The organism is Myxosarcina sp. GI1(2024) (assembly GCF_053543375.1).
The window spans coordinates 72,090-76,864 of sequence record NZ_JBKGTY010000008.1; the positions used below are offsets into that span (position 1 = coordinate 72,090).

Consider the following 4,775-nt stretch of genomic DNA (forward strand, 5'->3'; position numbering starts at 1 on the left):
ATCTTAGATCTAATACCGCCTCTGTTTTTTCTTAGAGCATTACTTACTTACCAACACCGCTAAATTAATTGAAGTGGATGAGAAAGAAGTTAGAAGGATTCTCAATCCCCGTCATGGAACTAAAATAGGCACTATAGAAAGGGCATTGGCAGCTTTAGGAAAGAAAATAGAATTACAGGTTGTTTAGGAATAAATGAAAATCAAGCCAAACCCTGACAGGTAAAAGCAGCCCAGTAAAAAGGATGGGATAGAGGATGCGATCGCTTTTCCTGTAAAACTTGCTTTATTAAATACAAAATCCTATGACGAAAGAAATATTCTCGCAAACTTTGTTCGTATTTTGGGGTATTTCGAGCTTCTTTCTTTCGTTCTTTAGCTTTGTATGCCTCCTTGTCGGTTGCCTGTTTATCGCAATCGCTCAAATTACGCAATCGATACTGTGCCTGTTGTAAAGCGCGGGGACGACTCAAACTCTGTTTTCTGCCTTGATGATAATAAAAAGAAAGTAATGCCGTACTAGCGTCGGGAACTACCCAGAGGGAACTAATTACACTTCGCGCCCCAGAACATAAGAAACCTGCGGCTAAAGTCAGTAAATTGTCCGTTGCTTCGGGAATACCCAGTCCAGTTTCGCAACAGCTAAGAAAGACTTCATTTAGCTCTTTCATCCGCCATTTCAGGGTTAATAGTTCTAATAGTTGAAGTTTGCTATCGGCTAAAATCAATTCCGATTCCAAAGGATTAACAGGATAAAATCGGGCATGATGACTGGAAAGAACCGCCTGTACTTTTTCATGATGTAATAAGCGATAGTAATTATCTTTAGTAGCTAGTGCTTCTTTGAGACGGCGAGGTACTGAAATGCCATACATTTGAGCGATTAATTTTTCTTCCATCTGAGAAAAAGGCAATCCCAGTTGGGAGTATACCACCGTACCATAGGCAAAAGGAGGTAGATTTTGTTCTCTTTCTCGGCAAAATGCCAAAATCTGACAGCTAGAAACGACTCGTAAAGCAAAGCGCTCGCAGCGGAGAGTTACCAGATATAAATCGCCTTCCAGGAAACGGCACAAAAGCCCCCCAAATCAAACCAGAAGACTACAAACTAATGCTCCTTAATGCCATTCATCGGAGTTTTAATACTCCCCAAGCTACTACGGCTACTACTAATAATCGCTAAATCCTATTGCAGTATAGCTTATGGCGTATAGGGCTTAATTGCTGTTAATTGCTCTCCCAATTTTCTTTTGGCTTCCATAGTTTCACAGGCATTCTGTAACCGCAGAAAATAACCCTCTGATAAACCGAAGAAACGACATAATCTTAGAATAGTTCATCGCTCATCAAATACCGCTTTTGAAATTAAATGCCTCAATGGTATTGTTAGATAGTTGGTAACTACTCAGGTAGGAGAAACAATCACGTCGAAAAGAAAACCAAAAAATGATACTTTGGTTTAGCATCAAACGCCAAGTGTTTGACATTCCAAAACCCTCAATAGAAGTCACCGAACACAGATATCCGTTCTGTCCTTTCTACCGCTAGGAAGCAAAACCTCAATTTGCTTCAAGTTTTGAGTGATATTTTTTCTGGTCAACTTCCTGTTTTTTCTTAAGCTACCTGGGTAGTTACAATTATTTTCTATCGTCTACTTTTTTGGAATGCATTAAATAAAAACATATGAACATATGAAAATTGATGTTTCTTCAATTATTGAAGGATACGGTCGCGGTTATTTTTTAATGGCAGATGATGATGGCAAGATAGATTGGTATTCTAGTCGTCAGCATACCTTAATTCCTCTAGACGATCGCTTTCGCTATCCCAAATCTTTAAGAAGAGTTATCAATCAAAACCGTTTTAATGTGGCGATCGATCGCGATTTTATTGCTGTATGTAAGGGCTGTGCCAACCGAGATGTAACTTGGATTTCAGAGGAACTGATCGAAGTTTATTTGGCTTTGCATCGAGCAGGTTGGGCGCACAGTTTTGAAACCTGGCAGGGAAATGAACTAGCGGGAGGAATTTTAGGAATCGCGATTGGTAGTGCCTTTATTGGCGAGTCAATGTTTTATCAGATTAGCGAAGGTTCTAAAGTAGCAATGGTTAAATTAGTCGAACATCTCCGTAAGAGAAAGTTTATGCTATTCGACGCACAATTACAAAACTCTCACCTAGAACGCTTTGGTTCTTATGTAATTTCTTCTGGAAAATACCAGGTTTTACTTGACAGAGCGATCGACTATCCTCGTTCTTTTGTCTAAAATGTTTGGGTTTGGTATTAATCGCAGCAGGGCAGATTCAAAATGCGATCGCTTGTTTTCGGGCTGCATTGACGGTATTTACGCCGAATACTTTTCCCTTCGAATGTACACGCATCGGGCGCAATTTAGGCAATCTAGCATATGATAATCGGTTATGGAGCGAGGCGATTGAGGGTTATGAAAAAGCAATTTTAGGAGTAGAAGTCAGTCGCGACAAAATTAATTCTGACGAAAGACGACAGGCAATTATTAAAAAGGCTTTAAATGTCTACACGCGGATGGTGGAAGCCTGTATCGAGTCGGAAACAGAGGAAGATTTAGCTAAGGCATTAGAAACTGTCGAACGTTCTCGCAGTCGCTATTTAGTAGATTTAATTGCCAGTCACGATCTTTACCAACAGGCAGATATTCCCCAGGAAGTAAAAGAATATTTAGAAAAGTACGAAGAACTTCAACAGCAAATCGATGAGTTGCGATCGCGGTATGAAGGGAAAATAAACGGCCATTCCGCAGGTAGGTTAGCAAACTAAATAATATTTTTGGCAGGGGCATCCGAGAAAACGCAAAATCCGCACACGGGTATCAGTCAGACTGGAAATTTGTAGTTGGCGATCGAGAGCAACCAGATGAATAGCCTGAAAACACTGAAAAACCCATCTTAAAGTAGGTGTAGAAGTAGGCTGTTTAAGTTGATTAGGAATAGTCTCCTCTGCGTGAGCTAAAGCTTGTCGTAACTGACGTTGACCGAGAGTATAAACCAGCAAACATAAACCGGGAGCAATCGGAAAAAGTTGGTTTAGTTTAGGGTGATCGCTAAACAAGCGAGAAGATTTTGAAGTTTTAAGATATTTTGGTGTTAAAAAGAGTAGGCAGAATTGAAAACCGGGCTGAAATAAACCAAGTCAATCTTTCCTTTTCCTTACTAAAAGCAGCATCGGCAAAAACTTGTAAATATTCCGTAGCATGATAAAAATCAACAAGATAACTCGTCTTATCTCCACATCCCAAACGATTTAATAAAGGGGGTATATGTTGCCAAATCCAGTCAGCACCATCAGCTATCCCTCTTCTGTCACTCTCCGAAAATAAAAAATAGTAGAAACGTAGTTTATCCACTGAGAAAGTATGGTGAAAATTGATTCATCAAGGCAATTAGTTGATGAAAACCCAACAATAACTGACGATTGGGAAAAATGTCTAACCAGGGAACAATTAACCAGAGTAAAGTAATTGGTTGAATAATTAAACGAAGGTTATTTAAAGTAGTTTTCCATCCACCTTGATTAGACCACTGTTGATGACGAGTAAAATTTGCCTCAAACTCATCTTTACCATCAGAAAAATTCGAGTGAGTTGCTGAATAATTGAGACTACAAAGCACTTTTGTTTGAGAGCTAATCATCCAGTAAGCTGAGAAAATAATTTCCCACCACCTTTCAATTTGTTCGAATTTAGTGAAACGGTAATCTGTCCAACCTAACTCTTGTTTGCACTGTCGAAATCCATATTCAACCCAGGTTCTCAATCCATAAAGATTACCAAGACGTTGCTTAATTTGACTTCTTTTGTCAGTAAGATTAGTCATAACAAAGGATGTAGAATTCTCTGGCATGGTTTCGGGGTTAGTAGTTAATTCCCAGTAGGTTCTCCAACATCTGCGACCAAAAACAATTTCTCTAACATATCTGATTTCTGAATTTTGATTACTAAAAATTCTTTCAAATTCACACCATTTATTAGCTCTAACTTTTTGATTATGAGGCATCCAAACCCCGTGATTATTCCTAATTGCTAAGACCCAAGGCAATTTAGGTTTGTCTAATGTCTGTATGAAATAACTGCTTTCTCCATACAAACTGTCTGCTAATACTAATTCAATCTCAAACTCAAAATCTATTAGTTCTTCGATTATTTCGGCAGCTAATTCAATCTTGGTTTGATATTTATCCCCTGGTTTTAATGTTCCTTTCGGTTTAAAAACTTTCAACATTAAAGGAAAAGTAATATTGTCGTATATCCCATAGCTATTTACTGTAACTATCCCCTGGTCTATCTTGCCAATACTTCCTAAGTATTGCCGCGCTACGTAGTCGGTTTTTTTTCCTTTCTTTCTATCTCCTGTTTCATCAATGACTACTGTTATTTTCTTCCCTGATAATGCCGAAAGTGTTTTTGATAATCTTCGTTTTCGAATCTCAATTATTGACCAAGGGGACTTAGCTAAAAAATGATGTAGTGATTGCGCTGAATTAATACCTACTATTTTCGCTATTTCTGGGAGTGATTTTCTCTTAATTGGTGAGACAATTCCTAAATGTAAGTACTTAAAACACTCGTAACTTCTTACTTCAGGGAATAAGTCTTTGTAGCTGCTACAATATTCGTCAATCACCGATACTGTCGGTCGTGCATCTCTGGCTAAATGTTTGAGAATTTGTAACTCTACATCCATTGCACTATGTACTCTCTAGCAATTTTGTTTTTCTAGTCCTTTATTTTACTACTCGGAGA

General features: G+C 38.4%; 5 protein-coding genes and 1 pseudogene. 2 read left to right on the plus strand and 4 right to left on the minus strand.

Translation table 11 applies throughout. From position 1 onward, the window contains the following. Positions 1-200: 200 nt before the first annotated feature. Entirely contained in the window at positions 201-1,073 is an 873-nt protein-coding gene (locus ACLFKQ_RS23190; protein ID WP_449002077.1) for a CHAT domain-containing protein, read from the minus strand. 615 nt (positions 1,074-1,688) lie between these two features. Here ACLFKQ_RS23190 and aat point away from each other — a divergent pair. Together aat and ACLFKQ_RS23200 are read left to right on the plus strand one after the other, a co-directional pair. Further along, positions 1,689-2,264: a leucyl/phenylalanyl-tRNA--protein transferase gene (gene aat / locus ACLFKQ_RS23195; RefSeq protein ID WP_449002078.1), complete on the plus strand. Its 576-nt coding sequence runs from the start codon at positions 1,689-1,691 to the stop codon at positions 2,262-2,264. Between the two features lie 5 nt (positions 2,265-2,269). After that, positions 2,270-2,794, plus strand: a complete 525-nt coding sequence (locus ACLFKQ_RS23200; RefSeq protein ID WP_449002079.1) for a hypothetical protein — start codon at positions 2,270-2,272, stop codon at positions 2,792-2,794. Here ACLFKQ_RS23200 and ACLFKQ_RS23205 read toward each other — a convergent pair. From ACLFKQ_RS23205 to ACLFKQ_RS23215, 3 genes and pseudogenes are all read right to left on the minus strand, one after another. Beyond that, a pseudogene (locus ACLFKQ_RS23205) lies at positions 2,783-3,040 on the minus strand (IS1634 family transposase); the annotation flags it as partial. The gene ACLFKQ_RS23200 and the pseudogene ACLFKQ_RS23205 sit on opposite strands and share 12 nt — an antisense overlap. A 64-nt stretch (positions 3,041-3,104) precedes the next feature. Beyond that, positions 3,105-3,380 carry a hypothetical protein gene (locus tag ACLFKQ_RS23210; protein ID WP_449002080.1) on the minus strand — a complete coding sequence of 92 codons (276 nt, stop codon included), beginning with the start codon at positions 3,378-3,380 and terminating at the stop codon, positions 3,105-3,107. Continuing rightward, the gene (locus ACLFKQ_RS23215; RefSeq protein ID WP_448998085.1) at positions 3,373-4,716 is read right to left on the minus strand and encodes an IS701 family transposase; all 1,344 of its coding nucleotides are present in this window, start codon (positions 4,714-4,716) and stop codon (positions 3,373-3,375) included. The genes ACLFKQ_RS23210 and ACLFKQ_RS23215 overlap by 8 nt, the downstream gene beginning before the upstream one ends. Positions 4,717-4,775 lie beyond the last annotated feature (59 nt).

What these genes read in the sequence shown, in the direction of transcription:
- ACLFKQ_RS23215 (WP_448998085.1), bottom strand. Translation starts at nt 4,716, where the DNA reads ATGGATGTAGAGTTACAAATTCTCAAACATTTAGCCAGAGATGCACGA.
- aat (WP_449002078.1), top strand. Translation starts at nt 1,689, where the DNA reads ATGAAAATTGATGTTTCTTCAATTATTGAAGGATACGGTCGCGGTTAT.